General features: G+C 54.3%; 21 protein-coding genes. 5 read left to right on the top strand and 16 right to left on the bottom strand.

The features are described from left to right. Positions 1-12 precede the first annotated feature (12 nt). The 16 genes from ispD to fliF all read right to left on the bottom strand — a co-directional run bounded on the left by ispD (position 13) and on the right by fliF (position 12,564). Entirely contained in the window at positions 13-717 is a 705-nt protein-coding gene (gene ispD / locus NG99_RS11865; RefSeq protein ID WP_034892676.1) for a 2-C-methyl-D-erythritol 4-phosphate cytidylyltransferase, read from the bottom strand. A gap of 3 nt (positions 718-720) precedes the next feature. Then, the gene (ftsB, locus tag NG99_RS11860) at positions 721-1,041 is read right to left on the bottom strand and encodes a cell division protein FtsB (RefSeq protein ID WP_034892673.1); all 321 of its coding nucleotides are present in this window, start codon (positions 1,039-1,041) and stop codon (positions 721-723) included. Positions 1,042-1,244: 203 nt separating this feature from the next. Next, positions 1,245-1,565, bottom strand: coding sequence for a DUF3561 family protein (locus tag NG99_RS11855; protein ID WP_034892671.1), 321 nt, complete (start codon positions 1,563-1,565; stop codon positions 1,245-1,247). A 181-nt stretch (positions 1,566-1,746) separates the two neighbouring features. Next, positions 1,747-2,529, bottom strand: coding sequence for a flagellar biosynthetic protein FliR (gene fliR, locus NG99_RS11850; RefSeq protein WP_034892668.1), 783 nt, complete (start codon positions 2,527-2,529; stop codon positions 1,747-1,749). Between the two features lie 2 nt (positions 2,530-2,531). Then, the gene (gene fliQ, locus NG99_RS11845) at positions 2,532-2,801 is read right to left on the bottom strand and encodes a flagellar biosynthesis protein FliQ (RefSeq protein WP_034892665.1); all 270 of its coding nucleotides are present in this window, start codon (positions 2,799-2,801) and stop codon (positions 2,532-2,534) included. A gap of 11 nt (positions 2,802-2,812) precedes the next feature. Then, positions 2,813-3,574: a flagellar type III secretion system pore protein FliP gene (fliP, locus tag NG99_RS11840; protein ID WP_052130675.1), complete on the bottom strand. Its 762-nt coding sequence runs from the start codon at positions 3,572-3,574 to the stop codon at positions 2,813-2,815. Beyond that, complete coding sequence (fliO, locus tag NG99_RS11835) at positions 3,574-3,978, bottom strand: flagellar biosynthetic protein FliO (RefSeq protein ID WP_034892662.1); 405 nt, start codon at positions 3,976-3,978, stop codon at positions 3,574-3,576. The genes fliP and fliO overlap by 1 nt, the downstream gene beginning before the upstream one ends. After that, the gene (gene fliN, locus NG99_RS11830) at positions 3,978-4,382 is read right to left on the bottom strand and encodes a flagellar motor switch protein FliN (protein ID WP_034892659.1); all 405 of its coding nucleotides are present in this window, start codon (positions 4,380-4,382) and stop codon (positions 3,978-3,980) included. Before fliN ends, fliO begins: the two co-directional genes overlap by 1 nt. Before the next feature lie 6 nt (positions 4,383-4,388). Beyond that, positions 4,389-5,387: a flagellar motor switch protein FliM gene (gene fliM, locus NG99_RS11825; protein WP_034892656.1), complete on the bottom strand. Its 999-nt coding sequence runs from the start codon at positions 5,385-5,387 to the stop codon at positions 4,389-4,391. 5 nt (positions 5,388-5,392) lie between these two features. Further along, the gene (gene fliL / locus NG99_RS11820) at positions 5,393-5,908 is read right to left on the bottom strand and encodes a flagellar basal body-associated protein FliL (RefSeq protein WP_034892653.1); all 516 of its coding nucleotides are present in this window, start codon (positions 5,906-5,908) and stop codon (positions 5,393-5,395) included. A 146-nt stretch (positions 5,909-6,054) separates the two neighbouring features. Next, a complete protein-coding gene (locus NG99_RS27605) occupies positions 6,055-7,338 on the bottom strand; it encodes a flagellar hook-length control protein FliK (RefSeq protein WP_052130669.1) in 1,284 nt (427 codons plus the stop codon). After that, positions 7,335-7,784: a flagellar export protein FliJ gene (fliJ, locus tag NG99_RS11810; protein ID WP_052130668.1), complete on the bottom strand. Its 450-nt coding sequence runs from the start codon at positions 7,782-7,784 to the stop codon at positions 7,335-7,337. The genes NG99_RS27605 and fliJ overlap by 4 nt, the downstream gene beginning before the upstream one ends. A gap of 17 nt (positions 7,785-7,801) precedes the next feature. Next, positions 7,802-9,175 (bottom strand): flagellar protein export ATPase FliI, encoded by a 1,374-nt coding sequence (gene fliI / locus NG99_RS11805; protein WP_034892646.1) that lies wholly within the window; start codon positions 9,173-9,175, stop codon positions 7,802-7,804. After that, the gene (locus NG99_RS11800) at positions 9,172-9,876 is read right to left on the bottom strand and encodes a flagellar assembly protein FliH (protein ID WP_034892644.1); all 705 of its coding nucleotides are present in this window, start codon (positions 9,874-9,876) and stop codon (positions 9,172-9,174) included. The genes fliI and NG99_RS11800 overlap by 4 nt, the downstream gene beginning before the upstream one ends. Then, complete coding sequence (gene fliG / locus NG99_RS11795; protein WP_034892641.1) at positions 9,863-10,849, bottom strand: flagellar motor switch protein FliG; 987 nt, start codon at positions 10,847-10,849, stop codon at positions 9,863-9,865. The genes NG99_RS11800 and fliG overlap by 14 nt, the downstream gene beginning before the upstream one ends. Then, complete coding sequence (gene fliF / locus NG99_RS11790) at positions 10,846-12,564, bottom strand: flagellar basal-body MS-ring/collar protein FliF (protein WP_034892638.1); 1,719 nt, start codon at positions 12,562-12,564, stop codon at positions 10,846-10,848. The genes fliG and fliF overlap by 4 nt, the downstream gene beginning before the upstream one ends. A gap of 294 nt (positions 12,565-12,858) precedes the next feature. On the opposite strand from fliF, the gene fliE reads away from it, so the two are divergent. The 5 genes from fliE to cheZ all read left to right on the top strand — a co-directional run bounded on the left by fliE (position 12,859) and on the right by cheZ (position 16,309). Then, positions 12,859-13,185 (top strand): flagellar hook-basal body complex protein FliE, encoded by a 327-nt coding sequence (gene fliE / locus NG99_RS11785; RefSeq protein WP_034892636.1) that lies wholly within the window; start codon positions 12,859-12,861, stop codon positions 13,183-13,185. 100 nt (positions 13,186-13,285) lie between these two features. Continuing rightward, complete coding sequence (locus tag NG99_RS11780; protein ID WP_034892633.1) at positions 13,286-14,143, top strand: CheR family methyltransferase; 858 nt, start codon at positions 13,286-13,288, stop codon at positions 14,141-14,143. Between the two features lie 7 nt (positions 14,144-14,150). Further along, positions 14,151-15,197, top strand: coding sequence for a protein-glutamate methylesterase/protein-glutamine glutaminase (locus NG99_RS11775; RefSeq protein ID WP_034892630.1), 1,047 nt, complete (start codon positions 14,151-14,153; stop codon positions 15,195-15,197). Positions 15,198-15,272: 75 nt separating this feature from the next. Continuing rightward, positions 15,273-15,662 carry a chemotaxis response regulator CheY gene (gene cheY / locus NG99_RS11770; RefSeq protein WP_034892628.1) on the top strand — a complete coding sequence of 130 codons (390 nt, stop codon included), beginning with the start codon at positions 15,273-15,275 and terminating at the stop codon, positions 15,660-15,662. A gap of 5 nt (positions 15,663-15,667) precedes the next feature. Further along, a complete protein-coding gene (gene cheZ, locus NG99_RS11765; protein WP_034892878.1) occupies positions 15,668-16,309 on the top strand; it encodes a protein phosphatase CheZ in 642 nt (213 codons plus the stop codon). Positions 16,310-16,312 lie beyond the last annotated feature (3 nt).

Raw genomic sequence — 16,312 nt, 5'->3', positions numbered from 1 at the left:
TATGCGTTCTCCTTAATTAGCTAATTGAGTCAGGTAAAACGCCGCCAGCGCGAGGTCTTCCGGTCTGGTGACCTTAATATTATCACTGCGTCCCATAACCAGTTCAGGGTGATAGCCACAATACTCGAGGGCCGAAGCCTCATCAGTGATCGTTGCCCCTTCGCGCAGCGCCCGTTCCAGACAGGTTCGTAGCAGCTCCAGCGGGAACAGCTGCGGCGTCAGGGCGTGCCAGAGCGCTTCACGATCCACGGTATGCGCAACCGCCTGGCGGCCCGCTTCGGCACGCTTCATGGTGTCGCGAACCGGCGTCGCCAGGATGCCGCCCACGCGACTGGTGGCGGTAATCGCCAGCAGGCGAGTGAGATCGTCAAGATGCAGACAGGGACGGGCGGCGTCGTGCACCAGCACCCAGTGGGCGGAACAAGCAGCCTGAAGCCCTGCCAGCACCGAGTCCGCGCGCTCTTTGCCACCGTTCACTACGGTGATGCGCGCATCGCTGGCTATGGGGAGCGTGGAAAAGAAAGGATCGTCAGGGCTGATAGCGACGATAATGCGGCTAACCGCCGGATGTGCCAGCAGGCTGTTGAGCGCATGCTCCAGCAGCGTTTTACCGTCCACGGAAAGATATTGTTTGGGGCACTCTGACTGCATCCGGCTGCCTATTCCGGCAGCAGGGACGACAGCAATGACGTCCGCAAAGGAGCCTGCGATGTTCATGGGTTATCGTTGCTGATGAGGTGAAGTAGCCTGCTGCGCGTTTCGTTTATTTTGATCCGGCACAAGGCGATAGAAGGTCTCGCCGGGTTTAATCATCCCCAGCTCGTTGCGTGCGCGTTCCTCAATCGCTTCAGAACCGCCGTTAAGGTCGTCGATTTCTGCAAACAACTGATCGTTCCGTGCTTTTAGCTTCGCGTTACCGCCCTGTTGCACCGCAACATCGTCTTTAACGCGCGTATAGTCATGTATGCCGTTCTTGCCGAGCCAGAGCGAATATTGCAGCCAGCCCAGTAAAACAAGTAACAGCAGCGTAAGTTTTCCCATCCCCGCCCCCTGAAAAACGGCTCAATCATCCCATAACTTTTCATCCGACTCCACTTTAGCGATGATTTAACCGCGTTTTGGTGAAATGGTGAGCGTTCTTCACCCTGAAATCAGGCCTGTGAGCAAAGTTTTGTAACCTCAGTGGGAATTCAGACATCAGACAGGGCCAGTCGGGCTGGCGACAAATCCGATCGAGAGACCGGTTACCATCCGGTCAGCAGAGTAAACAGCAGCCAGAACAGGCAGACCACTATCGCGGCGGTCATTAATATGGTCCAGATTAAATGACCGCGCAGCAGCACGCTGGTTGCGATGCCAATCAGCACCGAAACCGGCAGCAGCGCCAGGAAAAATGGCCAGGTATACAGAAAGAAAAAGAGCGTATTAGAGCCATACAGCACAAAGGGGATCGCCAGCGCGAGCCAGTATGAGGCGAAGCCAACCACTCCACCGGGGAATGACCAGGAGGGTTCTTCCTGGTCCCGATCGTCTTTGCGGGCGAGCATGGGCGTAACGTTATGCATAAGTATCCTGTTAAAGCATGATACGGCCCGCTCTGAGGCGTTTTGCCGTGGCTATCTCAGGGGTTGATAATATCGCGACCGCGCAGCAGATCTAACACTTGAACCAGCAATATTGTTACCAATTGTTCGGGGTCAATCCGTACCACAGGCAATACGCGCCAGCCTGCCAGTTGGCTTCAGGTCAGCCGCCCATTATCGCCAGCATTCTGACCGCCTGATCCAGCAACTGCGCCAGCAGGTTTTCAAAATAAGGGGCCAGCGAGTACATCATCATCGACAGAGCAAACATGCCCACCGTCAGCGTCAGCGGAAAACCAATGACAAAAATCGACAGCTGAGGGGTAAGACGGTTAATCAACCCCAGCGTGAGGTTAAGACAGAGCAGCAGCGTGACAATCGGCAGCCCCAGCATCAGGCCGCTGCGAAAAATAATGCCCGCACTCTGCGCGAAATAGAAAAAACCGTTGCTGCCGGGAAGCGATGGACTAATCGGGAGAGTGTTGAAACTGTCAACCAGCACGTTGAGCAACCACAGATGACCATTCAGCGTCAGGAACAGCAGCGTCACCAGCAAATTAAGTATCCTGGCAATTACCGGCATATTCTGACCACCTGAAGGGTCAAAAAAGGTGGCAAAGGAGAGCCCCATTTGCAGACCGATAATCTCCCCCGCCGTCCGCACCGTCACGAACGCTAACTGCATGGTCAGGCCGATCGCTACGCCGATAATCAGCTGCTGCAGGCTGACCAGTACGCCCTCAAGCGAAAAAATGGATACGCCACTATCAGGCAAACCGGGCGCAATCAGCAGCGAGATCAGCATTGCCATGCCGATCTTCAGCTTCCTGTTGATCTGTTTCTCATTAAAAACAGGCGAAGCCATAAACAGCGCCAGAATACGCAGCATCGGCCAGAAATAGTGGCAAAGCAGCGGATACAGCGAGGCAATATCAGGCGTAATCATGGTTATCCGATGATATTGGGCAGATTACTGTACAGCGTGGTCATATAGTCTAAAAAAAGTTTAAGCATCCACGGGCCGAGGGTGAGAAGCACCGTGACAATGACTAAGATCTTCGGAATAAAAGACAGCGTCATTTCGTTTATTTGCGTTGAGGCTTGCAGGATGCTCACCAGCAGACCGCTGATCAACGCCGCAAGCAGTAGCGGCCCGGCAATCATCAGCCCCACTTTTGTCGCCTGAAAACCAAGCGTCATCACACTTTCTGGAGTCATTTTGCTACCTTTCAGAGGAAGAAACTTTGTGCCAGGGAACCCATCAATAATTGCCAGCCGTCGACCAGCACGAACAGCATCAGCTTAAAGGGCAGAGAAATGGAGGCCGGTGGCACCATCATCATCCCCAGCGCCATCAGCACGCTGGCAATCACCAGATCGATGATCAGAAAAGGAATAAAGACGGTGAAACCAATCTGAAAGGCCGTTTTCAGTTCGCTGGTGACAAAAGAAGGCAGCAGAATGCGCATCGGCACCTCCTCTTTACGCTCAAACGCTTCTGTTTTCGCCAGCTTTGCAAATAAGGCTAAATCCGCTTCACGCGTCTGCTTCAGCATAAATTCATGCAGCGGGCCAATCGCCTGTTCCAGCGCTTTTTCCGCGCTGATTTTATCTTCCGTAAACGGCAGATAGGCGTTCTGATAAACCTTGTCGATAACCGGGGACATGACGAAAAAAGTCAAAAATAACGCCAGGCCCAGCAGAACCTGATTGGGCGGCGAAGAGGCCGTTCCCAGCGCGTTACGCAGCAGGCCCAGCACGATAATAATGCGGGTAAAACCGGTCATCATCAGCAGCACGGCGGGCAGCAAGGTCAGCGAGGTCAGCAGCACCAGCGTTTGTAAAGGCAGCGACCACTTCTCCCCGCTGCCAGACTGGCCGAGCAGGATATCGCTGTTGGCCGCCAGGGCGGAATGGGCAGGATAAAAGAGGCCCGCCAGCAGCAGCAGCAACGCGCACGGACCGAGACTTTTGAGTGGCTGAGGAACCATCATGATGGCTCCCCGGCCTTGCGGCCCAGCAGGTTTTTCAGCATCGCCTGAAAATCACCGTCGACGGCCGGGACGGCAGTCTCCACCAGCTCTTTCTTTTCAAGGGTGGTCAGCAGGGCGATACCGGCAGCGGAAACGCCCAGCACCAGCCACTGGCGATCAATTTCAACCACGACGACGCGTTCCCGCTGTCCAATAGCCAGGCTGCTTTTCACCGCCAGCAATTTATGTCCTCTGGCGGCTGCCGCCGTGAAACCAAAGCGTCGGGCGATCCACGCCAGCGCCACAATGAACAATAATACCAGCACCAGCGCCCCGCTGACGGTAAATAGCATCGAACCTGGCGTACCGGTGTCGTGTAGCGCGGCGGGGATCTGAACGTCGGTTTGAGTCTGGCTGTTCATTATCTACTCAGGCGCTGCATACGTTCTGAAGGCGTAATAATGTCAGTAATACGCACGCCAAATTTATCGGAAACGACCACCACTTCCCCCTGAGCAATCAGGAAGTTATTAATCAGAATATCCAGAGGTTCACCGGCCAGGCCATCCAGCGCGACCACTGAGCCCTGGCTCAGATGTAATAACTCTTTAATGGTCATTTTTGTACGGCCCAGCTCGACGGTCATTTTCACCGGGATATCCAGGATCAGATTCAAATCTTCGGAGAAGTTAACCACTGGATTCTCGCGCGCCGCCTGCGGAGCAGGTGTAGCGCTCTCAGCAGCGAGCTGTTCGCCCATAGCATCACCCCACAGATCTTCTGCGGATTCTTTTTCAGCACCAGCCAGGGGTTTGCTGTCACTCATCGGGAACTACTCCTTGTTATTTGATAAGAAAGCGGGGTTAAATAACGACTCAACTTTCAGGGCATACTGATTATTCAACGCGCCATATTTCGCGCTAAGCATAGGTACGCCATCAACCATTGCCTCGATATTTTCTTCGATGTCAATTGGAATAACATCACCCTCTTTAAGCGTCAGTATTTTTGACAGGCGGGTTTCTATTTCGGCGAATTTAGCCACCAGCTCCAGCTCGGTGTCCCTGACCTGCGAGGCCAGCGTGTCATGCCAGGCGTCATTCTCCTGCCTGGAATTTTCCATTGGCGGACTGGTCAGAAGTTCACGCAGCGGTTCAATCATGCTGAACGGAATACAGATATTAAAATCGCCACTGTGCGCGCCGATTTCAACATGAAAAGGGGCGGTGACGACAATATCATTCGGTGAGGAGGTGATATTGGTGAACTTAACCTGGATTTCCGCGCGGACATACTCCATTTCCAGTTTAAATATCGAACTCCAGGCCTGATCGTAAGCCTCAAGCGCCATTTCTAAAATACGATTAATAATTCTTTGTTCCGTCGGCGTAAACTCCCGCCCTTCCACTTTAGTAGGAAAGCGGCCATCGCCGCCGAACAGATTATCAATCGCCATGAAGACCAGGTTCGGTGAAAAAACCAGTAATGCCGTCCCCCGCAGCGGGTTCATATGAAACAGGTTCAGGTTTGTCGGCACCGGCAGATTACGCGCAAACTCATGGTAGGGCTGGATAATAACATTTCCCACGGTGACATCCGTGCTTCGACGCAGCAGATTAAACAGCCCAATGCGGAACTGGCGGGCAAAGCGTTCGTTAATAATCTCAAGTGAGTGCAGACGCTCTCTGACCACGCGACGCTGCGTGTGCGGATCGTAAGGTTTAATTTCATCATCCAGCGCCAGCGCGGCCCTGACATTTTCCTTATCATCGCCTGCCCCACCATTTAACAGGCTATCAATTTCAGCCTGAGATAACATACTGTCAGACATTTTAATTACCGTATGATAAATGCATTAAACAATACATCAGTAATAGTGGCGTTGAGGATACTGTTGAGATCTTTCCCTGTTTCACTTTTTATCTGTTCGATAAGCTGCGTCTTGCCTTCATCCGTAGCTAATTCCGCCGCGGTCTTCCTGGAAAATGTCACCAGCAAACGGCTGCGAACTTCCGGGAGATATTCTTCGAGAATTTTCTTATCACTCTCTTCTTTCAGCCGAAAAGTTAAGCCGATATATAATACCCGATCGCTATCGTCCGCCGTTGGCTTCAGGCTGACCGTAAAGGTTTCCAGACTGAGATATACCGGTGCGACGGGAACGGGCGCTTCCTGTTCAGGCTGCTTCTTTTCATCCGCATTGCCAGCAGCAATCTGCGATTTTATCCCTTTCATTTCATACCAGGTAAATCCCGCCATGGCTGAAGCCGCTACGGCAATCAGACTAATGAGGATAATACCTAAGGGCCGCTTTTTTGCGCCCTCCGGGCTTTCTTCTTTCTTTTTCGACATGGAGTTATTCATCCTGATAGAAATGACTCCGTGTTCATCATGATCACGGTCTTGTCTGAGCCATCTATTTTAGTTCAGGTTACCTGCGAAACAATTTCGCAATAACCTGAAATTAGTGCAGCTAATAGTCGCGTTCACTTTAAATGTTAAGCAAACGTGTTAATGCCGTTAGCCCCCCGGCTTTGACGCCCTGGCGCTAATTCAGCGTCACTGAGCGCTAAGCCAACGTCCTCGCCCTCACTGTCATTTTGGCGCTCTGAACCTCCCCGGCCAGATTGCCGGGATGACTGCCAGGATGAGGCTCCTTCGTCACCAACGCTACTCTGACCGAGATCGATCCCGGACTCGGCCAACGAGGTACGCAGATGCGGCATTGCGGCCTCCAGTGCGGCGCGAACCTGATGATTCTCGGTAACAAAATGCATCTGAGCCTGGTTGTTCACCACCCGCATAGAGATTTGCAGCGCGCCCAGCTCTTCGGGATGTAACCTTAGTTCGGCATTCTGAACGCCGTGACGATAGAATATAGCCAGCTGTTGGCTCATCTCCTGCTGCCACGCTGGCGTATTAACGGGCTGATTCAGCGCGCCCGCGGAAAGCGGCAGAGCTTTGCCGGGCGTCACCGCATGATGAGCGCTGATGGGCTGCGAGGCGTTGTCTTCAGCCATTTCAGCAATTCCACTCACCGGCGGAGCTTTGACCGCCAGCGGGGCGGCGTTGGAATCCGCTTTTATCATCGCCGGTTCCTGAGGCAGGCCAGAGACCAGGCCCTTATCAGGCTCGCCTGCGGGCTTTGATGCGGCAACAGCAGCGGCGTTGGTCGCTACCGCATTCGGTTGCGGCGCCACGTCTCTGGCGCTGGATTTGCTCACCGGGTTCCAGAGCGGTTCTCGGAGATTGGCTTTACCCCGCCCGACTGCCCCCGGCAGCATCGAATCATCAGCATTTTCCGCTTCGGGCAAGCGCTGTTGCGCAGCGGCAACAACCTCTGCGGCTATCCGCCTGCCAGCCTGCGGCAGCATTTGCGCTTTACCCCCGGTCAGCGCTGTTTCCCCTTTTTCAGGCAGCGCAGGCACCGTCTCTGGTGCCTGCTGAGCGGAAACCTGGGCCAGTAACTGCTGCATCTGCGGTCTGAGCCCCTCCTCCGGCAATATTACGCCGCCACGTTCTGCTGGAGGCGGGTTCAACCCAATGAGCACAGGGGCGATTGCCCCGGCTGCCACCTTATCTGCCGCATCATGATGCAGGTCGTTATCGGCCACAGGCTGATGCTCATCCGCGCTGGAAGCCTTGTCGACGGCGTCAGCCTTTTTATCCCGCGAGGTGAGGGTTCTGTCCAGCGTATCAACAAAGCGCTCTGACGGCGTTTCCGTCGACAGCGTTTTGTTAGTCTGGGTGAGGGCGACGACTGGTTTGGCCTGAATAATCATTTATTGCCTCTTCCTGAGCTGGCACGCTGGGCAAATTCGTCCATAAGTTTCTGATCCTGACGGCTGGCCTTCAGCGCCGCAACGCTGTCGGCACGGTTTTTCAGGGTGGTAAAAGCATTAAAACGCTTTTTATCCTGCCGCCAGGTCAGCAGCGCGAGATCGACAGACTGCTGGCATTCCGAGACGTAGTGATGCTGCTGCTCAATCGCTTTACCCAACGACTCGATAAATGCGTTTTGATTCAGCAGGCTGATGACCGACATTCCTTTACCTGCCACTGAGGTTTGCAGCTGGTTGCAATACTCCTGCTGGTAGCCGACTAATTGGTCATGCTGCTGGTTGGCGCTGGCATGGGCCTGACGCATTTTGCCGAGCGTACTGGTCGCTTCGTCCAGCGATTGCTCCGCCAGTTCACGAAGAACGGTCATTGGTGAGTGTGTGGCCATATCTTTCTTTCCCTGAGTTAGCTGGCTGATGCAGAAAAGAGCGCCGCCAGCTTGCTGGTGGCATCCTCGCAGGGGCTACATTCATGAATCCCCTGCTGCAGATAACTCTCCATCTGCGTGTGTAAACCAATGGCCTGGTCCAGTAGTGGGTCGCTACCCGCCGCGTAAGCCCCCACGCTGACCAAATCACGGTTGCGTTGCCAGGCCGACAGCAACTGCTTAAACTGACGAACCTGTTTATAGTGCGGCTCAGCAATCAGTTCGGTCATGGCACGACTGATTGAGGCTTCAATATCGATCGCCGGATAATGGCCGGATTCGGCCAGCTGGCGTGACAGCACTACGTGACCATCAAGGATCGCGCGTGCGGAGTCGGCAATAGGGTCCTGCTGATCGTCCCCTTCGGTCAGGACGGTATAGAAAGCGGTGACCGAACCGCCGCCTTTGACGCCGTTACCGGCACGCTCAACCAGCGCCGGTAATTTCGCAAATACGGAAGGGGGATAGCCTTTGGTCGCCGGGGGCTCGCCGATGGCAAGGGCGATTTCACGCTGGGCCATGGCATAGCGGGTGAGAGAATCCATAATCAGCAGGACATCCATCCCCCTATCGCGGAAATCTTCGGCAATGCGGGTGGTATAGGCCGCCCCCTGCATACGCAATAGCGGAGACACATCGGCAGGCGCGGCGATCACTACTGAACGGCTGCGCCCCTCGGCGCCCAGGATATTTTCGATAAAGTCTTTGACTTCGCGTCCACGTTCACCGATCAGGCCAACGACGATCACGTCGGCTTTGGTATAGCGGGCCATCATGCCCAACAGCACGCTTTTACCCACGCCGGAACCGGCAAACAGCCCCATCCTTTGGCCGCGCCCCACCGTAAGCAGGCCGTTGATTGCCCGGACGCCAACGTCCAGCACGTCCTTAATGGGATCCCGAATTAAGGGATTAATCGGCGGCGTGCTGAGCGATCCCCGGTGGCTGCTGTCCGGCGCTGGCAGGCCATCCAGCGGACGACCCGCCGCATCCAGCACGCGTCCCAGCAGCACTGGCCCCAGCGGCAGCTGCTTGCCCTGGGCCATGCTGGCGCCGCCATCGGGAGCATAGACGCGCGCGCCGGGCAAGATGCCGTCGACATTTTCCAGCGGCATCAGATAGAGGATTTGACCGTTAAAGCCGACCACTTCGCTCTCGACCTTTTCAATGCCCTTACCGCCGTCGCGCTCCACAATGCAAAGAGAGCCAATCGGCAGCTTCAACCCCACCGCCTCCATAACCAGCCCAGTCGCCCTGGTCAGGCGGCCATACTGTCGGTAAGCCGGCAGCTCGCTAAATCGCCGTTCACTGGCGTCAATCTCGCTTACCCAGCGGTTAAGAGCAGAGGTCATGGCTGGCGATCCTCACGGCTGAGGTGACACAGCGCCTGCCAGCGGGCATCAAGGGTGGCATCCAGTTCGCCATCCTCAGCGGTGATCAGGCAGCCGCCGGGCAGCATCTTCGCGTCGCCATGCAGCTCCCAGCCTCTTTTGGCCAGAATGCTGCCCAGGGTTTCTTCAACCCTCAGGCGGTCGTCCTCGCTCACCGTCAGCCTGAGCGGCCCTTTGAACAGGGAGTCCTGCTGAAGCAGTTGCTGAATGCGCTCAAGGACAATTTTACTGTCCGGCTGACACTGGCTTCCCACAATTTCGCGTGCCGCCGTCAACGCTATCTGTACCAGACGCGAAGGAATAACCCGATCGAGGCTATCCAGCGAATTTTGGAAATTTTCCAGCAATAATGTCAGGCGCTCCAGGCAGGCGTTTTGCTGACTTTCGGCTTCGGCAAGCGCCTGTGCTTCGCCCTCTTTGCGGCCGAGGGCCATCCCCTGCTCATAGCCCTGCTTTTTACCTTCCTCAACGCCCTGAACCACGCCCTGTGCAAAACCCTTTTGTTCGGCAAGCTGTTGATGATGCTTTAGCTCGGTCTGCGAGCGTTCGCTGGACGCCTTACCCGCCAGTATTTCTCCCTTGGGAGCGGGCGGTGACAGTTCTGCCAGCAGGTCCCTGGGTTGCCAGGCCTGCCATTGCTTTTGCTGGTCAGACGTAGACATCTTCGCTGCCTCCCAACACAATCTCGCCCTGCTCTGCCAGACGGCGCACAATCAGCAAAATGGTTTTCTGCTCTGCTTCCACCTGCGACATGCGAACCGGGCCGCGACTTTGCAGATCGTCCATCATGATTTCCGACTGACGCTTCGACATATTGCGGAAGAATTTGTCGCGTAGCGGCGGCTCTGCCGCTTTCAACGCCACGATCAGCGACTCGTTTTCCACTTCCTGAAGAATGCGCTGAATACCACGGTCTTCAATTTCCACCAGGTTTTCGAACAGGAACATCTCATCAATAATTTTCTGTGCCAGTTCGTTGTCGTAATCGCGAACGGCCTGGATAGCCGCCTCTTCCTGGGCGGATTTCATCAGGTTGAGAATTTCAGCAGCAGGACGTACCCCACCCATTTTGCTACGCTTAAGATTCTGACCATCCAGAAGATTATTCAGCACTTCGGTCAGCTCCTGGAGAGCCGCAGGCTGCACGCCGCTAAATGTGGCGATACGCAGCATGATATCGTTGCGCTCGCGCTCGTCGAATTTCGCCAGCACATCCGCGGCCTGCCCGCGCTTGAGATGAACCAGAATGGTCGCGATAATCTGCGGGTGCTCCTCGCGGATCAAATCGAAGACGGCCGGTGGCTCCATAAAGTTGAGCGCCTCAATACCGCCGCTGTCGCTCTGCGTATCCAGCAAATCTTCCAGCAGGCTTGAGGCCCGCTCCTCACCCAGCGCCTGTACCAGCACGTTGCGCAGATAATCATTGCTGTTCATGCTCATACCGGAGTATTCCGCCGAGTCGCGCTGGAATTCTTTCAGTACCGCGGCGTGCTGCTCGTGGGTATAGCCACTCAGGCTGACCATCGCCCCGCTGACCAGCGTCACTTCCTGGGTGTTGAGATGTTTAAAAACTTCCGCAGCCCGCGCTTCACCCAGCGTAATCATCAGCACTGCACTTTTTTCTGAAGCATTCATGACGGTTGTTGTTCCTTGTTTAACCACTGGCGAATGACCAGAGCGATAACTTTCGGGTCCTGCTCAGCCGTGTCGCGCAGTTGCTGGGCAATCACCTCTGCATCTACCCGCTGCTGCATTTTCGCCCGCTCCCTGCTCTCATTTTGGGCTTTAGCGGCATTCACTTCTTCCTCGCGGGCGGCCTTCTCAAGATCCAGACGCTCGCGAATGTAGGCCTGCTGTCGCTGCCAGGCTGGCTTCACGGCTTTACGCCACAGTGTCCAGGCCACCAGCGCGACCAGCAGATAGCGACCGGCTGACAGCATCAGATCGATAAAGGCCGGCTGCTTCCAGAACTCTTTTAATACGCTGTCTTCTTCCGCTACCAGGAAAGGCGAGTTAACGATGTTGAGGGTATCTCCGCGTTCAGCGGAATAACCAATGGCTTCTTTTACCAGCGCGTTAATCTGATCCATCTGCTCCTTACTCAGGGGCAGCGTTGTCTCTTCTTCGACCGCGTCTTCGCCTTCACCTTTCACTTTGCCAGGCTGGTAGTTCACTACCACCGCGACCGAGAGCCGCTTGATATTACTGGCGCTGTTTTTGATATGGGTCAGAGTACGATTGAGCTCGTAATTGGTGGTTTCGTCTTTACGATTGCTGAAAGGCGTAAGTTTGTCGCCAGCTCGCGCGGTGTTCTCACTCTTGCCCGATTTATCCTGACTGCTTTTCTCTGTCGGCTGAGCCTTGTCAATGGAGGCGGTGGCAGGAACCGGCGGCTGGTTACTTAACGCGCCAGGAACGCCGCCCTGCGCGCTTTTTCCGCCCTGCTCCGACTGGCTGGTCTGGCGGCTACGTACCGACATCTCTTCCGGTTTACTGTTGGGCTGATACTGTTCCTGCGTTTGTTCCTGCGCGGTGAAATCGATCTGTGCCGTCACCTGCGCCCGGACGTTTTCGCGTCCCATAATAGGCGCGAGGATCGCCTGGATGCGGTTCTGATAGTCGGTTTCGACGTCATTGGTATACTTAAGTTGTGAAGTCTGCACCGCCTGACTACCGCTCTGGGTCAGCAGATGGCCGTTTTGATCGAGAATGGTGACTTTATCCGCCGCCAGGCCGGGAATGGCGCTGGAAAGCAGCCAGCTGATTGCGTTCACCTGACCGGCATCGAGCGTCCGCCCGTTCAACAGGGTCAGGGTGACCGACGCCGAAGGCGGCTTTTGCTCGTGAACGAACAGGGAAGGCTTAGGTATGGCAAGATGAACCCTTACGCTCTGCACTGGACCCAGCGTTTCGATGGTTCTCGACAGTTCCCCTTCCAGCGCGCGTTGAAAGTTCACCTGCTCCCCAAACTGGCTGATGCCGAATTTTTCCCGATCGAGGAGCTCGAAACCCACGGCGCCGCCCTTAGGCAGCCCCAGCTGGGCCAGTTTAAGCCGGGTTTCATAGACCCTGTCGTCCGGGACCATAATGGTTCCACCATGCTGGAACTTATAGGGAACCTTCATCTGATCCAACTGCGCCACTACCGCGCCACCTTCCTGGTCGCTGATCGTGCTGTACAGCACTCGGTAATCGGGTGCTTTAGCCCAGAAAAACAGAGCGGCAACCAGCGATGAGACTGCCGCTACGGAGATAATCAGTACGATTTTGGGGTTAGCTCGAATACGCTCTAACATCGCCATGACGTTAGCCGCATTCTTATTATTGCTGCCGTTTGTTGTGGCATTCATGCCGTGATCCTGTCCAATAATAAATATAGGCTGCATTCAGAAAGCAGTACTTCAAATCTGCATACCGACACCACTTGCAGGTAGTTAAGACATTCCTTTACCTGAAGAACCGGCAGTCGCCATTATCGTTTATATTATAAAAATATTAATGCGTAATAAGTCGAAACTTCTGTCAGTTATTTGGGTCATCTGTTTTTTTAGCGCTCTGTTATGATGTGAATATTAAATTGTCGATAACATGAACATATCGCCGTTATATTTTACATTACGATAACCTTCATTGAGGAAGAGAAAATGGCAGTCACATCCATGGATGGGGTTTTAACTACGCTCGCCGCGCAGGCTAAAAGTTTGCAGTCCCCCCGCATGATGCCAGCGCCTCAGCAAGAGAATAGCGCAGGTTCGTTCTCCACAATACTCACCAGCAGCCTTAATAATATCAGCCAGTTGCAGGCAGAGGGGAAACAGCAGGCGGCCAGTTTACTGATGGGTTCCAGCGAGGTAGGGCTTAACGATGTTATGGTTTCATTACAAAAATCTTCTGTTGCGTTAAATCTTGGTGTACAGGTCAGAAACAAGCTGGTCAGTGCCTATCAGGAAATTATGAATATGGCGGTGTGATGAAGCTGGATAAAACAGCGCTTCATCCACGCAACCCTTAATATTCTGGCATTCAACTACTATTTCTGCATCATCAACAGAATTTAAGAAGTATTTTACTATGACATATCCCCGTGCCGATCGTCCCGATAGCAGTGAAAATACACCATCTAAGCTGGTGCTCTCTAATAATGATTTATCCCGCCTCAGCGAACTCATTTATCAGCGCGCAGGCATTGTTGTGACCAGTCAGAAGCACGATATGGTATTTAACCGGTTATCGCGCCGGCTGAAGATGCTGAATCTGAGCCATTTTTCTCAGTATATCGCGCTGTTAGAACAAAATCCGAACTCGGATGAGTGGCAGTCATTTATTAACGCGCTGACCACCAATCTGACGTCATTTTTCCGCGAGTCTTATCACTTCCCCGTGCTCGCTGAACATGCCCGCGCTCAGGTGCGCGGCGGAGAATATAAGGTCTGGTGTACCGCCGCCTCAACGGGGGAAGAAGCCTATTCCATCGCAATGACGCTGGATGAAGCGCTGGGGTCATCCCTTGTCGGCCCCCGCATCTGGGCGACTGACATCGATACAGAGGTCCTGGAGAAAGCCAACAAAGGCATCTACCGCGCCAGTGATATTGCCAGCCTGACCCCTGCGCAGAAAAAAAGCTGGTTCCTGCGCGGCACCGGAGAGCAGCAGGATTTCGTGAAAGTGAACAAGCAACTGCGCTCCACTATCCACTTTCAGCAGTTAAATTTGCTGGCGTCCAGCTGGAATGTACCAGAACCTTTCGACGCGATTTTCTGCCGCAATGTCATGATCTATTTCGACGTCAAAACCCAGCAACTTCTGCTCCAGCGCTTCGCGAAAATGATCAAGCCCGGCGGAATATTATTTGCCGGCCACTCCGAGAACTTCGGCCATATGACCAAACATTTCCGACTGCGGGGCCAGTCAGTTTACAACCTGGTTTGAGGTTAATATGAAAAAAATCAAAGTATTATCTGTTGATGATTCTGCACTCATTCGCAGAATCCTCACCGACATTGTCAACGACCAGCCCGATATGGAGATGATCGCCACCGCGCCGGACCCGATCGTTGCGCGTGACCTGATTAAGCAGCATATGCCGGACGTTCTGACGCTGGATGTTGAGATGCCGCGCATGGACGGCCTCGACTTTCTGGAGCGCCTGATGCGCCTGCGTCCGATGCCGGTGATCATGGTTTCCTCGCTGACTAATAAAGGGTCTGAAATTACCCTGAGCGCGCTGGAACTGGGGGCGGTGGATTTTATCACTAAGCCACAGGTCAACCTCAACGCGGGAATGCAGCAGTTCAGCGAGCAGATTGCCGAGAAAATTCGCATTGCCGCAAATATTCGCGTCAGCCGTTTGGGTAAACCGGTCGCGCCGCCAAAAGTGCTTGCTTCAAGCCTGGGGGGAAGCGGAAAAATTATCGCCATTGGCTCCTCAACCGGCGGTACGGAAGCCCTGCGCGAAATTCTGACCGTATTGCCGTCAAACAGCCCGTCGATTGTGATTACCCAACATATGCCGCCGGGCTTTACCCGCTCCTTTGCCGATCGGCTAAATAAAATTTGTCAGATCGCCGTTAAGGAAGCCGAGGATGGCGAACCGGTGCTGCCGGGCCATGCCTACATCGCACCTGGCGGCAAGCACATGGAAATTATCCGCGCCAACGCCCTTTATCAGATCAAGCTGAATGATTTGCCGCCGGTCAACCGGCATAAACCGTCGGTCGATATGCTGCTGCACTCGGTGGCAAAACACGCGGGCAATAATGCCGTCGGGGTGATCCTGACGGGAATGGGTCATGACGGCGCTCAGGGGCTGTTGAGTATGCATCAGGCGGGCGCGCCAACGGTGGCGCAAAGTGAAAAAACCTGCGTGGTGTACGGTATGCCCAAAGAGGCCGCGGCGCTGAATAGCGCCTGTGAAATTGTCGATTTAGGTCAGATTAGCCAGCGAATCCTTGCGCTGACCGCCAAAAATGTTCGTCGGTTCTGACCCCACAACGGTGCAGATCGGACTTAAGGAAAGCTGCTCACGGGCAGATTCAACTCAATCAGGAAGGGGAATAGCATGGCCGATAAAAATTTACGATTTCTGGTGGTAGATGATTTTGCCACCATGCGGCGCATCGTCCGCAACTTACTCAAAGACCTGGGTTTTGAGAATGTGGATGAGGCGGAAGACGGTAACGAAGCCTTGAGCAAAATTCGCGAAAGTCAGTTCGACTTTGTGATCAGTGACTGGAACATGCCCAACATGGATGGCCTGCAGCTGCTGAACGAAATTCGTAAAGACGAGCAGTTGAAAACCATGCCGGTATTAATGGTCACCGCTGAGGCCAAAAAAGAGAACATCATTGCCGCGGCCCAGGCCGGGGCAAGTGGTTATGTCGTCAAACCTTTTACCGCTGCCACGCTGGAAGAAAAGCTCGGTAAGATCTTCGAAAAGCTTGGGTGGTAAACATCATGGGAATGACAGAAAAGAAAAAATCCGACGACCATATCAAAGATATTTTCTCGCGGATTGGGGGGCTGACGCGTCTGCTACGCAACAGCATGAGCAGTCTCGGTCTTGACCGCGCGATCATGGAAGCCGCTGAGGCCATTCCTGATACCCGCGCCCGCCTGAACTATGTGGTGGGTAAAACGTCGGAAGCGGCGGATCGCGCGTTAACCTGCGTCGAAGTTGCCCGTCCATTGCAGGGCGAACTGACGGAAAAATCACAGGCGCTGACCGTTCGCTGGGACAAACTGCTGGGCGAGGCCACCGAGGTCCCGGAAGCCCGTGAACTGGTGTTTGATACCCGGGCATTCCTGAGTTCGGTACCAGACATCGCCGGAAAAACCGACCAGCAGCTGATGGAAATTATGATGGCTCAGGATTTCCAGGATCTGACCGGCCAGGTGATCAAAAAGCTGATGGATCTGATTGAGAGCATCGAGCGGGAGCTGATTCAGGTGCTGATTGAAAATATGCCGGAAAGCGCCCCGGTGCCTGCGGCAACCAAAGACAGCCTGAAAAATGGCCCTCAGGTTGATCACAGTAAAGCTGGCGTGGTAGCCACCCAGGATCAGGTTGACGATCTGCTGGAAAACTTAGGTTTCTGATTG

The organism is Erwinia typographi (genome assembly GCF_000773975.1).
Taxonomy (GTDB): Bacteria; Pseudomonadota; Gammaproteobacteria; order Enterobacterales; family Enterobacteriaceae; genus Erwinia; species Erwinia typographi.
This window is presented reverse-complemented; position numbering and strand designations above follow the sequence as displayed.